13 protein-coding genes are annotated in these 13,980 nt (G+C 43.3%); 5 read left to right on the top strand and 8 right to left on the bottom strand.

Annotation, left to right across the window (positions count from 1 at the left end; all coding sequences use genetic code 11):
* Positions 1-150: 150 nt before the first annotated feature.
* From deoC to ACVS9P_RS10000, 3 genes are read left to right on the top strand one after another with little or no spacing between them, the layout of a single operon-like run.
* Positions 151-819 (top strand): deoxyribose-phosphate aldolase, encoded by a 669-nt coding sequence (deoC, locus tag ACVS9P_RS10010; RefSeq protein ID WP_452103397.1) that lies wholly within the window; start codon positions 151-153, stop codon positions 817-819.
* Between the two features lie 15 nt (positions 820-834).
* Positions 835-1,257, top strand: coding sequence for a cytidine deaminase (cdd, locus tag ACVS9P_RS10005; RefSeq protein ID WP_452103396.1), 423 nt, complete (start codon positions 835-837; stop codon positions 1,255-1,257).
* The gene (locus ACVS9P_RS10000) at positions 1,254-2,594 is read left to right on the top strand and encodes a pyrimidine-nucleoside phosphorylase (protein ID WP_452103395.1); all 1,341 of its coding nucleotides are present in this window, start codon (positions 1,254-1,256) and stop codon (positions 2,592-2,594) included. Before cdd ends, ACVS9P_RS10000 begins: the two co-directional genes overlap by 4 nt.
* 132 nt (positions 2,595-2,726) lie before the next feature.
* Here ACVS9P_RS10000 and ACVS9P_RS09995 read toward each other — a convergent pair whose 3' ends face one another.
* Positions 2,727-3,248: a peptidylprolyl isomerase gene (locus ACVS9P_RS09995; protein ID WP_452103394.1), complete on the bottom strand. Its 522-nt coding sequence runs from the start codon at positions 3,246-3,248 to the stop codon at positions 2,727-2,729.
* A 220-nt stretch (positions 3,249-3,468) separates the two neighbouring features.
* On the opposite strand from ACVS9P_RS09995, the gene ggt reads away from it, so the two are divergent.
* Positions 3,469-5,322: a gamma-glutamyltransferase gene (ggt, locus tag ACVS9P_RS09990; protein ID WP_452103393.1), complete on the top strand. Its 1,854-nt coding sequence runs from the start codon at positions 3,469-3,471 to the stop codon at positions 5,320-5,322.
* Positions 5,323-5,374: 52 nt separating this feature from the next.
* On the opposite strand, the gene ACVS9P_RS09985 is transcribed toward ggt, so the two are convergent.
* Positions 5,375-6,253 (bottom strand): LysR family transcriptional regulator, encoded by an 879-nt coding sequence (locus ACVS9P_RS09985; protein WP_452103392.1) that lies wholly within the window; start codon positions 6,251-6,253, stop codon positions 5,375-5,377.
* Between the two features lie 136 nt (positions 6,254-6,389).
* Between ACVS9P_RS09985 and ACVS9P_RS09980 the strand changes: the two genes are divergently transcribed.
* On the top strand, positions 6,390-7,439 hold the full coding sequence (locus ACVS9P_RS09980; RefSeq protein ID WP_452103391.1) for a YeiH family protein: 1,050 nt from the start codon (positions 6,390-6,392) through the stop codon (positions 7,437-7,439).
* A 124-nt stretch (positions 7,440-7,563) separates the two neighbouring features.
* Here ACVS9P_RS09980 and nspC read toward each other — a convergent pair whose 3' ends face one another.
* Genes nspC through speD form a run of 6 tightly spaced genes read right to left on the bottom strand, consistent with a single transcriptional unit; the run spans position 7,564 to position 13,862 of the window.
* Complete coding sequence (gene nspC, locus ACVS9P_RS09975; protein ID WP_452103390.1) at positions 7,564-8,691, bottom strand: carboxynorspermidine decarboxylase; 1,128 nt, start codon at positions 8,689-8,691, stop codon at positions 7,564-7,566.
* Positions 8,692-8,694: 3 nt separating this feature from the next.
* Positions 8,695-9,897 carry a saccharopine dehydrogenase C-terminal domain-containing protein gene (locus ACVS9P_RS09970; RefSeq protein ID WP_452103389.1) on the bottom strand — a complete coding sequence of 401 codons (1,203 nt, stop codon included), beginning with the start codon at positions 9,895-9,897 and terminating at the stop codon, positions 8,695-8,697.
* 35 nt (positions 9,898-9,932) lie between these two features.
* Positions 9,933-10,784, bottom strand: coding sequence for an agmatinase (speB, locus tag ACVS9P_RS09965; protein ID WP_452103388.1), 852 nt, complete (start codon positions 10,782-10,784; stop codon positions 9,933-9,935).
* Positions 10,774-11,625: a polyamine aminopropyltransferase gene (gene speE, locus ACVS9P_RS09960; RefSeq protein ID WP_452103387.1), complete on the bottom strand. Its 852-nt coding sequence runs from the start codon at positions 11,623-11,625 to the stop codon at positions 10,774-10,776. Before speE ends, speB begins: the two co-directional genes overlap by 11 nt.
* Positions 11,626-11,644: 19 nt before the next feature.
* Positions 11,645-13,090 (bottom strand): aminotransferase class I/II-fold pyridoxal phosphate-dependent enzyme, encoded by a 1,446-nt coding sequence (locus ACVS9P_RS09955; RefSeq protein WP_452103386.1) that lies wholly within the window; start codon positions 13,088-13,090, stop codon positions 11,645-11,647.
* 13 nt (positions 13,091-13,103) lie between these two features.
* Positions 13,104-13,862, bottom strand: coding sequence for an adenosylmethionine decarboxylase (gene speD, locus ACVS9P_RS09950; protein WP_452103385.1), 759 nt, complete (start codon positions 13,860-13,862; stop codon positions 13,104-13,106).
* Between the last annotated feature and the right edge of the window lie 118 nt (positions 13,863-13,980).

Below are 13,980 nucleotides of genomic sequence, written 5' to 3'. Positions count from 1 at the left end.
TAACGAATTTGCGCATTAAATATGAACTGATCGTAAACAATTAGCACTTTAATCAAAAGAGTGCTAATTTTAAAAAGAATAGACCAAAAACTAAAATTAGTTTATAATATGCTCAGAAAAACTTTTAATTAATAATAGGAGTGGTATCAGATGCTTTCAAAAGAAGATCAGATCCTTTTATCCCATGTGGATCATACGCTGCTAAAACCGGAAGCTTCTTGGGAGCAAATCAAAAAGCTCTGTGACGAAGCGGTTTCTTTTTCGACTGCCAGCGTCTGCATTCCACCGAGCTTTGTAAAGCGTGCTTCAGAATATCTTCATGGAAGGATTCCTGTTTGTACGGTCATTGGATTTCCGAATGGCTACCATACTCCTTCGGTTAAATGCTTTGAGGCTTCTGAGGCAGTCCAAAACGGCGCGGAAGAAATTGATATGGTCGTGAATCTTGGTTGGGTCAAAGAAGGCCGTTTCGATTTGGAAGAAGAGGAAATCCACAGGGTAAAAGAAGCGTGCCATGGGAAAATTTTAAAGGTGATCATTGAAACTTGTCTTCTTACAAGAGGAGAAAAAATTAAAATGTGCGAAACGGTGAGTATGGCAGGGGCCGATTTTATCAAGACTAGTACCGGATTTTCCAGCGGCGGCGCTACTTTTGAAGATGTTGCACTTCTCAGAAAAGAAGTGGCGCCAGAGGTGCGCGTAAAAGCTGCGGGGGGAATCTCTACCTTGGAAGATGCACGCCGCTTTTTGGAGCTCGGGGCCGATCGTTTGGGAACCAGCCGTATTGTTCGTCTCATTCAAGGAAAAAATACAGATTAAAAGGGAGGTATTTAAATGAAACCTGAGGAATTGTTAAAAGCAGCGCAGCAGGCTCGTACAAAATCCTATGCTCCATATTCCAACTTTCGGGTAGGAGCAGCGCTTCTCACTTGTGATGGGCGTATTTTTTTGGGTGGAAATATCGAGAGTGCTTCCTATGGCGCAACGATTTGTGCAGAGCGGTCAGCAGTAGCGAGTGCGGTCAGCAGTGGTGCGAGAAGCTTTTGTGCCATCGCAATTGTAGGGGGCTCGGCAGAAAAGGAACTTTCTGCTCCATGCCCCCCGTGTGGAATTTGTCTTCAGGTGCTTAGTGAATTTTGTGGAGCGGACTTTCCAATTTATCTGCAGGGCGAGGAAGGTGAAGTGAAAACCTATTTATTAAAGGAACTTTTACCGGTCGCTTTTCGGGAATCGTCTTTAGGGGGCAAAAAAGAATGAGAATGTATGATATTCTTTCCAAAAAGCGTGACGGAAAAGAATTATCAACGGAAGAGATTCGCTGGTTTATTAAAGGATATGTCTGTGGGGATATTTCGGATTATCAGGCAAGTGCTCTTTGTATGGCAATCTGTATTCGCGGAATGAATCCACGGGAAATCACAGACTTGACTTTAGCGATGGCAGAATCAGGCGATCAGGTCGATCTTTCTCCGATCCACGGAATTAAGGTGGACAAACATTCCACCGGCGGAGTCGGCGATAAGACAACGCTGATTATCGCGCCAATTGTAGCATCATTGGGAGTCCATGTGGCAAAAATGAGCGGCCGCGGATTGGGACATACCGGAGGGACGCTTGATAAGCTGGAGAGTATCCCCGGATTTCGGATTGATCTTAGCCGGGAGGAATTTTTTCGAACAGTGAATACAGCCGGATTCAGCGTGATCGGACAGTCCGGCAATCTGGTTCCGGCAGATAAAAAACTATATGCACTCAGAGATGTGACCGGTACGGTAGAGAGTATTCCTTTGATTGCGAGCTCTATTATGAGTAAAAAACTGGCTGCCGGAAGCGATTGTATCCTTTTGGACGTCAAAACAGGTTCCGGTGCATTTATGAAGACCAAAAAAGATTCACTGGCTTTAGCGGAGACCATGGTGAAAATCGGAGAAAATGCCGGCAAACGCACGGTAGCGCTGATTACAAATATGGATCGGCCATTGGGAAGAAAAATCGGAAATGCCCTGGAAGTGATGGAAGCCTGTGAGACCCTTCACGGGAACGGCCCTGAAGATTTAAAAGAAATTTGTCTTGTGTTATCTGCCAATATGCTTTTTCTGGCAGGAAAAGGCAGTGTGGAAGAATGTCGTGAAATGGCCGAAAAGCAGATCGAAAATGGACAGGCTTTCGATGCGCTTTGCAGGATGGTAGAAGCGCAGGGCGGGGACAGCAGCTTCCTAAAAAATCCGGAGAAATTTTCGAAACCAAAAGCGTTTCTTAAAGTTTGTGCGTTTCAAAGCGGCTATCTTTCCAAAATACAGACGGAACAGGTGGGAGAAGCCTGCGTAGAGCTGGGAGCCGGTCGTGAAAAGAAAGAGGATTCGATTGATTACAGTGCGGGGATTATCCTCTGTAAAACAGTAGGGGAAGCGGTTAAACGAGGGGAAACGCTGGCAATCCTTTCTGCAGAGACGATGGAAAAATGCCATACAGCCGAAACACTTTTCCGTAAGGCAGTCACGATTGGTGCAGAGAAACCTTCTCCACAGCCGATGGTTTTCGCGCGCATTTCGAAAGATGGAATTGAAAAATTTTCTGATAAAAGAGGCTTGTAAAAAAGTCTGGATAGATTGTAATTAAAAAAGCGAGCCTGTAACCTCTCCTTTTAGAGAAGTTGCAGCTCGCTTTTATTTTAGCAAAGATTTTGCAGTCACTTTGGTTGCAAAGTGATCTGACGGGATTACTTATCATTTCCCGGATTTTTCAGGTTGTGGATAGGAGGTGCCGAAGGTTTCGACAGTTACTTCTTCCATGACCTGATCTTCATAAGGACGGTCGCTGTAATCGCGTTTGGAAGCAACAATTTTCTGAGGAATTTCCATTCCTTCAATCACTTTTCCGAAGGCCGCATACTGTCCGTCCAAATGAGGGGCATCTGCTACCATGACAAAGAACTGACTTCCGGCAGAATTAGGCATCATGCTGCGCGCCATGCTCAGAACGCCGGCAGTGTGTTTCAGATCGTTCTGAAATCCATTCTGAGAAAATTCGCCTGCAATTGAATATCCAGGGCCACCCATTCCAGAACCTTCCGGGTCGCCACCTTGAATCATAAATCCAGGAATGACACGATGAAAAATGGTTCCGTTATAAAATCCCTTTTGGATGAGACTGATAAAATTATAAACTGTATTTGGGGCAATTTCCGGATAAAGTTCCGCTTTAAAGGTACCCTGATTGGTTTTAAAAGTTACGATTGGATTGCTCATAAAATGTTCCTCCGTTTATTTTTTATTGAATTAGTATACGCCGTTTTAAAATTTTTCGCAATGACAATTCCTCTTTAAAGGTTAATCAGGAACTTTGAAAATAAGAAAGAATGATTTTTGTAGAAAATTGTGCTATACTGAAAAATAAATCATAAAAATTTACTTTATATTTTTATATTTTGGCTTCCAAAGTTTTGCGGAGCGTTCATCAGGAGGAAAGATGGGAAAATTACAAAAAGCAATCGCTTTGCTTCTGGCAGTGGGAATCACGGTATCAGCAGCTGGCTGCGGCACCGGAACGTCGTCATCTTCGGTTTCTTCTGCTTCTGTTTCTGATACAACAGACGATAATCATACGTTGTATCGTTCGTTGGATGATTTTCAGCTGTATGATGAAAACGGAACGCTTTTGAGAAGCGGAAGAAGCGCTGAAAGTGCAGATAAAACAATGGTTTCCACAGGAAAATATGAGGCGACAAAGATCGGTCTGCAGATTCTCGAAAACGGTGGGAATGCGATCGATGCCGCGGCGGCGGTCGGGTTTGCATTGGGGCTGGTAGAGCCCAATGCTTCCGGATTAGGCGGCGGCGGATTTATGACGATTCATATGGCAAACGGGACAAATCGTTTTATCGATTTTGAAAGCTGTGCTCCGGCTGCGGCCTCTTCTTCTATGTGGACATTTGACGAAGAATCTAAGAAGGCAAATCAGTCCTCACAAATTACGCATCAGGAAAAGAATGTTCAGAACTTGGCAAATCATATTGGAGCTAAGGCGGTAGGGGTTCCCGGAGAAGTCGCTGGAATGCTCTATGCATTGCAAAAATATGGAACCCAAAGTTCTAAAACCATTTTAGACCCGGTGATTCAACTTGCAAATACAGGGTTTACGGTCACTCCGACTTTTGCACAGGAACTTTCTGACAGCAAAGTAAAAATGGATGGATATCCTGAATTTGGAAAGCTGTTTCTTCGTTCAGACGGATCTGCCTATGAGACCGATGATATTTTTACAAATCAAGAATATGCCAATACACTTGGCCTGATCGAAAAGAATGGAGTAAATGGCTTTTATGAGGGAGAAGTTGCGGAAAAGATTGTAAATATGGTCAACCTATATGGTGGAAATCTAACTTTGGAAGACTTAAAAAATTACAAAGTAAAAGACACCACTCCGCTGATTAGTTCTTATCGTGGATACCAGATTCTTTCAGCTCCTTCTCCTTATACAGGAGGTGCCGCTCTTACACAAATGTTAAAGATTTTGGAGAATTTTAATCTTTCTCAGATAGGGGAAGAAAGTCCTGAAGAGCTTTCGCTATTTTCAAAAACATTTCAGGTGGTAAATCTTGATTTGCAAAAATATCTGCAATCTTCGAGTAAGACTTCTTCTTCGGAATTTCAAAATCTTTTGAATTCCAATCATGCACAAGATCTGGCATACTGGATGACTCAGAATCCAAATGTTCAGGTTACTTTGCCGAAGTCTTCCGTTCAGGTGGTTGAGACGGAAAGCAACACGTCATGCTATTCTGTTACAGATAAAATGGGGAATGTTGTTACGGTGACGCAGACTGTGAATGATTCGTTCGGATCCAGCATCTGTGCAGAGGGATATGGATTTATGCTCAATAGTGTGATGGGGGATTTTTCCACGGATAGCACGAGCTTAAACTGTGTATCCAGCAGCAAACGTCCGCTTTCGACGATGAGCCCAACGATTGTGTTGAACCAAGATGGAACACCACTCTTATCCTTCGGAATTGCAGATCGGACACAAATACCGTCTTTGGCGGCGCAGATTCTCACGAAAGTGATTGATCATCAAAAAGGGCTGCAGGAAGCTGTGGATTCTCCCAGAATGGACACTTCTGCAATTGGAAATAGTAAAATTACTTATGAAGATCGTTTTTCAGATGATGTGGTACAGGCGTTGTCGGGTCTCGGGTATCAGATGACGAAGTCGGAATCTTGGAATAAAAATACCGGCGAGTTTCAGGGAATCCTTTTTAGGCTGGATGGAGTTTTAGAAGGGGCAGCGGATCCCAGATGGGACGGAAAAGCGCTTGGCTAATTAAAAAGAGGCTTTCTGCAATAAAAAGCAGGAGACCTCTTTTATTGATGATTTATTCTTTTGAAAAATCTTGGCATAAGGCTTTATATTCTTTCGAGTATTGACTTCCCCTTTTCCAAACAAGAGAGAGCTCATGCTGGACAGGAAGACCTCTGAGCAAAATGGGACATAAAACACCCTGTTGAATACCTTTGCTGGCAGCCATTTCGTACATAAAGCTAATGCCGGCGTCTTGTTCCAACAATTTCAGGATGACGTGCATACTGTCTATCTGTACAATGTCATGGAAATTTTCGATTCTCATATTTTGAAAATATAAGAATTGTTCTAATATTTCTCTAGTCCCAGAGCCTGGTTCTCGCAGTAACAAAGTTTCGTCAGTTAAATCATAAACGGTTTTGATTTTATGATGAAATAAATGATTTTTGGAGCAGACTGCCAGGAAGTTTTCGGTGCGAAAACGAGCAAAATCATATTGGTTTAAATCAAAAAATCCCTCTACAAATGCACATGGAAGGGATCCTTCATCGATTTGGTGCAATAAATTTTCTGTGTTGTCAACGATAAAGTGCAGTTCGATTTCAGGATGTGCTTTTATATAGCTTGCGAGCTTTGTTTCAAGACTAAATTCTCCGATCGTTCGGGTTGCGCCTAGTTTAAAAACTTGTTTTCCTGTTTCAAAAGAAGCAAGTTTTTCATGCATTACATTTTCATCATTTTGCATTCTGATCACAGTATCACGAAAAAATTGGCCTGCAGGAGTGAGACGAATGCGTTTTCCTTCATGTATAAAGAACTTTGTTCCATATTCTTCTTCTAAAAGTCTGATATGCTGTGATACTGCCGGCTGTGTAATATGAAGATCTTCTGCAGCGCGCGTAAAATTCATTTTTTCGCAGACTGCTAGGAATGTAATAAGTCGATATTCCATCTATCAATTGCCTCCCTTAACGATAAGCTGAAGTTATTATATCATAATAAATCATAATTGGAAGTTATAAAAGCCCAGTGATATAATAAATGCATTCGATCATTTTAAATAAAAATGATAAAAGGGAGTTTTAGATGTGAACTTTATGAGGAAAAATGGGTTAGGAATTTTATTATCCTTGGCAATTGCCATCCCATCTTGGTTTTTAGGAAAAGTGTTTCCAATTATAGGGGGAGCCGTGATTGCCATTTTAGCAGGCATGGTGATTACCTTGCTGATTCGGGATAAATCAAGATTCGATAGTGGAATTAAATTTATTTCGAAAAAAGTTTTGCAGTGGGCCGTTATATTACTTGGATTTGGACTCAATTTAAACGTAGTGGTAACGACAGGGAAACAATCTCTTCCAATTATTTTATGTACGATTTCGACCTCATTGATCATAGCTTATGTGATGCATAAAGTTTTACATACTCCGTCAAAAACTTCCACTTTAATTGGAGTAGGGTCTTCTATTTGCGGAGGCTCTGCAATTGCGGCAACGGCGCCTGTCATTGGTGCAGATGATGACGAAGTTGCGCAGTCCATTTCTGTAATCTTCTTCTTTAATGTATTAGCTGCAATCTTTTTCCCGATGCTTGGACAAGTTATGGGGTTTAGTACATCCAGCGGAGAAGCTTTTGGAATTTTTGCGGGTACGGCTGTGAACGATACTTCGTCCGTTACGGCTGCCGCATCTACCTGGGACAGCATGTGGGGCCTTGGCTCTGCAACTTTGGATAAAGCGGTTACAGTAAAATTAACCCGTACTTTGGCAATCATTCCGATTACACTCGTCTTAGCTTTTATAGAATCGCGAAAAGCTAAAATGGCCATTCATACGGATGGAACTTCGAAGTCTGTGTTTCGTTTAAAAGATATTTTCCCATTTTTTATTTTGTATTTTATTGCAGCTTCTGTGATCACAACGGTTGCTTTAAACTTTGGGATTCCCGCGAGCAGCTTTACGCCGATGAAAGAATTGAGCAAATTTTTCATTGTTTTGGCAATGGCAGCAATCGGACTCAATTCCAATATTGTGAAGTTAATCAAAACCGGAGGAAAACCTCTTTTGATGGGACTATGCTGTTGGATTGGAATTACCGGAGTCAGCCTTCTTATGCAGCATGTCATGCATTTATGGTAAAAGAAAGCTTCTTACACCCACTATATTGTTTTCATTAATTCAAAAAGGAGTGGCACATTCGGCTATCATTTTTGCCGAATGTGCCACTCCTTTTATCATTAGTAAAACGTAATCTTTCTGATTTTTAACTAAGACGCATTTTAAAGTCCTCATATCCAAACTTGTGTAAAATTCTGTAGTTCCCATTCTTTTCTTTTACCACAATTGCAGGCAAAGGCATTCCGTTGAAGGTATTGTTTTTCACCATGGAGTAAATAGCCATATCCTCAAAAATGAGTCGATCTCCGGGCTTTAAAGGAGAAGAAAAGCTATAATCTCCAATGATGTCCCCGGAAAGACAGGTGGGGCCCCCTAGCCGATAGGTGATGGCTTTTTCGCCCGGTAGCCCCGAATCCATCAGCGGCGGTCGATAGGGCATTTCCAAAACGTCGGGCATATGGCATGCAGCTGAAGTATCTAAAATTGCGATCGGCATGCCGTTTTGAAGCGTATCCAGCACCGAAGTTACCAAAAACCCGGCATTTAGAGCCACTGCTTCTCCCGGCTCTAAATAAATTTCAAGATGATAGGTATCCTTTAAATGGTGGATACAACGTTCCAAACGAGGAATATCATAGCCGGGACGGGTAATGTGATGGCCGCCGCCTAAATTGAGCCACTTAATCTGGGAAAACCATGGAGAAAACTGCTGTTCCACCGCAGAAACGGTAGCTTCTAAAGCATCAGAATTCTGTTCGCAGAGGGTATGAAAATGAAATCCGGAAACATGTTCTAAGAGGTCCTCCCGAAAATTTTGGAGCGTAATTCCGAGACGGGAATTTTTGGCGCAGGGATCATAGATTTCATGTCCTTTTTGCGTAGAATACTGAGGATTCAGGCGCAACCCGATTTCTTTTCCGGCCGCAAATGCACGGTCTCCAAATTGTTCGAGCTGTGAAAATGAGTTAAAAATGATGTGATCGCAGTTATTTAATAATTCTGCAAATTCATTTTCCCGATAGGCAGGAGAAAAGACGTGATTTTCTTTCCCGAATTCTTCTTTTCCGAGACGTGCTTCATAAAGGCCGCTAGAGCTGGTTCCCGATAGATACTGGCGGCAAAGCGGATAAAGGGCATAGCAGGAAAATGCTTTTTGTGCTAAGAGGATTTTACAGCCGGTGCGGTCGATTACCCCTTTTAAAATTTTGAGATTTTGCTCCAGACGTGTTTCGTCAATTACATAGCAGGGAGTAGGCAATTCGGAGAAATTCATAGCTTACTCCACCAGATCAGGGTGAAAACTTTCCTGCCACGGAAGTCCCCAGCGGTTTAAAGCATTCATAAAGGGATCCGGATCAAACTCTTCAATATTGTGAACGCCGGGCTTTTTCCAGGTTTCGGTTAAAAGCATCATGCCGCCGATCATGGCAGGAACCCCGGTCGTATAGGCAACAGCTTGAGAGCCAACTTCGTGATAGCATTCCTGATGGTCAGAGACATTATAAAGATAATAGGTTTTATCTTTTCCGTCTTTCTTTCCGCGAAAAATGCAGCCGATATTCGTTTTTCCTTTTGTACGCGGTCCTAAAGAGGAAGGATCCGGCAGAACGGCTTTTAAAAACTGAAGCGGAACGATCTCTTTGCCTTCAAAATTGATTGGCTTAATAGAAGTCATACCGACGTCTTCGAGACATTTTAAATGAGTCAGATAGCTTTGCCCAAAGGTCATGAAAAAGCGAATCCGATGAATCCCAGGCATGTTAAGCGCCAAGGATTCCAATTCCTCGTGATGCAGAAGATACATATCTTTAGGGCCGATCTGTGGGAAATCATAAACGCGTTTAATTTCCATCGGTTCTGTTTCCACCCAATGGCCATTTTCCCAGTAGCTGCCCTTTGCAGAGACTTCACGGATATTGATCTCGGGGTTGAAGTTAGTCGCAAACGGATAGCCGTGATCACCGGCATTGCAGTCCAAAATATCGATGTAGTTGATTTCATCAAACTGATGCTTGAGCGCATAGGCGGAAAAGACGCCGGTGACGCCTGGGTCGAATCCGCTGCCTAAAAGAGCGGTGATGCCTGCTTCTTCGAATTTTTTACGGTAGGCCCACTGCCAGCTGTATTCGAATTTAGCGGTATCTTCAGGCTCATAGTTTGCAGTATCCATATAATTGGTTTTGGTGGCAAGACAGGCATCCATAATTTTTAAATCTTGATAGGGCAGCGCTAGGTTCATCACAACACCCGGCTGTACTTTCTTAATGAGTGCAACGAGTGCATCTACATCGTTGGCGTCTATCTGTGCGGTTGTAATCTTTGTCTTCGTAGTGCCTTGAAGCTTTTCTTTCAATGCATCGCATTTTGACTTTGTGCGGCTTGCAATGCAAATTTCTTCGAAGACATCGCTGTTTTGGCAGCATTTGTGGATTGCAACACTTGCAACGCCTCCGCAGCCGATAATTAAAGCTTTTTTCATTTTACCCTCCTAAAATTTATAAAAGATAACTACGCTCAAGAGAGCGCCAACAATAACTCACGTACAATTTTGCAGGCAAGTGCAGTGGAAGCGCCGCTGTGATCCAGGCTTGGACAAAGTTCATTTACATCACAGGCGACGACATTAGCATCTTGTCCAATTTCTTCGATAGCATGAAGCAGTTCCGGGAAAAAAACTCCGCCGGCTTCCGGGGTTCCTGTTCCCGGAAAACAGGCCGGGTCCAGAACGTCCAGATCCAGAGTAAAATAAATGGGACGTCCTCTTAATTTCTGAAGCGTTTCCTTAAGGCCGCCTAAGTTAAACTTATGGGTTTCTACATGAGAAGCACCCCATAAAAATTCGCTGCGGTCGCCGGAACGAATCCCAAACTGAAAAATGCGATTGTCCCCTAAAATTTCCCAACACCGGCGCAAAACGCAGGCGTGAGAAAGTTTAGCGCCCAGATAGTCATCCCGCAGATCTGTGTGCGCATCAAAGTGTACCATACAGAGATCAGGATGTTTTTGTGCTACGGCGCGCATAGCGCCTAGAGTTACCAGATGTTCTCCGCCCAGCAAAAAGGGAAGTTTTTCGTCTTCCAAAATAATTTTGGCACGGTTTTCGATTTCTCCCAGGGCAAGTTCGGGATCGCCAAAGCAGAGTTCCAGATCGCCGCTGTCAAAAACGGAACAGTCGAGCAAATCTTTTTCCTGATAGGGACTATATGTTTCGAGCCCGAAGGATTCATGCCGAATTGCACTGCTGCCGAAGCGTGCACCCGGACGAAAAGAAGTGGTGGAATCAAACGGTGCACCATAGAGCACAATTTTAGCATTTTCGTAAGGGCTGTCGCATGCCAGAAACGTTTCTACATTTTTATTCAACATCGTGCAAGAGCTCCTCTACATAAGTGGGCAGGGCAAAAGCACCTGCATGCAGTTTTGTATTATAATAGCGGGTTGGAATCCCTAGAAGATTCCATGCTGCGGCGTTCAGATCGTGTACGGGGTGATATTTTTTAGAGGCAAACCCAAACAGCCAGTAACCGGAAGGATAAGTAGGAATTTGTGCCTGATAAATTCGGCTGATGGGAAAACTTTCGACGATTCGTTTATGCGCACGCTGCATTGCAGCAGCATCAGCATCGTAAAAAGGACTTTCATGCTGATTGACGAGAATTCCGTCTTCATGAAGTGCTTTATAGCAGTTCCCATAAAATTCTCTTGTAAACAGCCCTTCTCCGGGACCAAAGGGATCAGTGGAATCTACAATAATCAAATCGTAATGATCGTTGCAGGAACGAATAAATTTAAGCCCGTCTTCATAGAAAATATGAACCCGTGGGTCAGAAAGGCGACAGGCGGTCTGCGGAAGATATTTTTTGCAGACTTCTACAACCAATTCATCGATTTCTACAAGATCGATTGCCTGAATATCCGGATAGCGGGTCAATTCCCGTACCACTCCGCCGTCTCCTCCGCCGATCACCAGAACATTTTTCACATCAGGATGAACGGCCATTGGTACGTGGGTAATCATTTCGTGATAGATAAATTCGTCTTTTTCGGTTAGCATCATATAGCCGTCCAGTGTTAAAAAGCGGCCGAATTCTTTGGAATCAAACACATCAATCCTCTGAAAATCGCTTTGTCCACTAAAAAGCTGGCGCTCTACTTTGATGGAGAAATTGACAAATTGGGTATGCGCTTCGGTAAACCAGAGTTCCATTTTTGTCTCCTTTCGGTGTCTATTGAATCACGTTGAGGTGATCAACTTTTGGATCTTCCGGGCCGGTCATGGAGCAGCCCTTTTCTTTGGCATAGCAGATATACTGCAGAATATCTTCGGTAATACGCTCGCCTGGCGCCAGAATCGGAATTCCGGGTGGATAGCACATGACAAATTCACTGCAGACCCGGCCTTTTGTTTCCATCAGAGGAAGAGAAATTTTATTTGCATAAAAGGCTTCCTGCGGGGAGAGGACAACCTGCGGAGGAAGATACTCCTGTGTTAGCAGTCCTGTTTTTCCCTGCCGATATCGGCGAGCAATTTCGGAGAGTGCACTGACAAGACGCTCCAAATCCTGAACACGATCTCCCATGGAGATATAGGCTAGGATATTTCCGATATCTCCAAATTCCACCTGAATATCGTACTCGTCCCGCAAGATATCATAGACTTCGATTCCGGCAAGACCGATGCCCAAAGTATAGATGGAAAGCTTTGTGGTATCAAAATCAAAAATGCTGTCCCCATTTACCAGCTCTTCAGAATAAGCATAATAGCCGCCAATGCGGTTGATTTCTTCTCGGCCATACTGGGCAAGATCCTGTACCTTTCGGAAAATGTCTTTTCCGGAAAGCGCCAGATTCCTTCTGGAAATATCAAGACTGACCATCAGAAGATAGGAGGCACTCGTTGTCTGTGTCAAATTAATAATTTGGTTGACATAACCGGGACTGACCTTTGGCCCGATTAATAACAGAGAGCTCTGCGTTAAGCTGCCGCCGGATTTGTGCATGCTGACAGCTGCCATATCCGCACCAGCTTCCATAGCAGAGACGGGCATTCTGCGTCCAAAGTAAAAATGAGTTCCATGAGCTTCATCTACCAGAACCATCATTCCATGAGCGTGAGCAAGCTTTACAATGGCGGTTAAATCAGAACAGATTCCATAATAGGTTGGGTTATTGACAAACACGGCTTTTGCGTCCGGATTTTCATAAATCGCTTTTTCTACCTGTTTTACCGACATTCCCAGAGCAATGCCAAGCTGGTGATTGACTTCTGGGTTTACATAAATTGGAATAGCTCCACAAAGCACCAGCGCGTTAATGCTGCTCCGGTGAACATTGCGCGGCAAAATAATTTTATCTCCGCGCTTGCAGGCGGTCAGAATCATGCTTTGGACTGCACTCGTTGTACCATTCACCAGAAAAAAGGCATGCGCTGCATGAAAAGCATCTGCGGCAAGAGCTTCCGCATCCCGAATCACCGAAACCGGATGGCAAAGATTATCCAGTGGCTTCATGGAATTGACATCGATGCCGACACAGTCTTTTCCTAAAAAATTAAGAAGTTCCGGATTCCCACGGCCTCGTTTATGCCCGGGTACATCAAAGGGAACCACGCGCATTTTTTTAAAGCGCTGTAAAGCCTCATAAAGTGGGGCTTGCGTTTGATCAAGCTGCATTTTTGTTTCCCTTTCAGTAAATATTGCGTCCGCTGAAGATTTCAATCATTTCCCGACGAAGCCGACTCATGATGGAGAGGCGCTCTTTCGGGGGAAGTTCATAGACATCTGTGTTGAAAAGATAATTTTGCAGATCAATGTCTTTAATCAGCATTTTTGTGTGAAAGAGATTTGCTTCGTAGACATTGATATCGATTGCGTCATATCGGAGCAAGGTCTTTGGGTCGATATAGTTTTGAATGGAAGTCATCGGGTGATCCATAAAAAGCTTTTTTCCGGTTACATCTCTTGTAAAGCCGCGTACCCGGTAATCCATCGTAATAATATCGGAATCAAAGGAACCGATCAGATAATCCAAAGTAGAAAGCGGTGTGATTTTTCCACAGGTGGCAACGTCAATATCAACTCGAAAAGTTGCAAGACACGATTCCGGATGATATTCAGGATAGGTATGAACGGTGACATGACTTTTATCAAGGTGAGCAACAACGGTGTCACTCGCGGGAATCATGGTCTCTTCAGCAATCATCAGGGTTACACTTGCGCCCTGCGGCTTATAATCCTGCTTGGAAAGACTCAGTACATGTGCGCCGATCATTTCTGTTAGATGCATTAGAATTTTTGTTAAGCGTTCTGAATTATACTGTTCATTAATATAAGAAATATAATCTTTTTGTTCTCTGGGGCTTTTGGCATAACAAACATCATAAATGTTAAAGCTTAAAGATTTTGTGAGATTGTTAAACCCATATAGTGTGATTTTTTCAGCCATATCAATCCATCCTTTTTGCAAAATGTGGGAATACATAAAAACCGCAGGCTTCGAGCACAGACGCGCTCAAAACTTGCGGTTCAATAAAAATCCAATCTTAATTATATTAAGCAGAATT

It is taken from the genome of Caproicibacterium sp. NSD3, from assembly GCF_053613275.1.
Note: the sequence above shows the minus strand (reverse complement) of the source record. Positions and strands in the feature narration are given on the sequence as shown.